This is a genomic window from Carboxylicivirga sediminis, assembly GCF_018156225.1.
In the GTDB taxonomy this organism is placed as follows: Bacteria; Bacteroidota; Bacteroidia; order Bacteroidales; family Marinilabiliaceae; genus Carboxylicivirga; species Carboxylicivirga sediminis.
Window position 1 is genome coordinate 1 of record NZ_JAGTAR010000116.1, and the last position, 384, is coordinate 384.

The 384-nt window shown below is 42.7% G+C and carries 1 pseudogene; it reads right to left on the reverse strand.

The annotated features are described in order from the left end of the window. Window positions 1–351 (reverse strand): annotated as a pseudogene (locus KDU71_RS22875) (hypothetical protein); the annotation flags it as partial. Window positions 352–384: the final 33 nt, after the last annotated feature.

Below are 384 nucleotides of genomic sequence, written 5' to 3' on the forward strand. Positions count from 1 at the left end.
GGAGTTATAAACCCGGGCAAACTGCTTACGCATAGCAGGCGTATCGTTATAAAATGGAGGCATATCAAAGTCATTCTCACCTATACGTTCTTCAGCAGCCAACTCATTTAGTACCTGTTTCTTATACCAACCATAGGTGTGTGTCATGGTGCGCGACTGGTGTGAATCCATAAAATTGAAGACTGCAAAGAATGGTTGCCCCTCTGCCCTGTTCCACCAACCTGCTGTATCAGCACTCTCGTGCCAGGCTTCAGCAGTATAGGTTTTTTCGTCGCCTACATTATAATCTGTCTTTTTATTGTTGGAAGTATAATACCCTTGTTGTTGAAGGTAGTATGGAAAACCTTTCATATAATTTGGTACCGCAATAGCACTGCGATGATT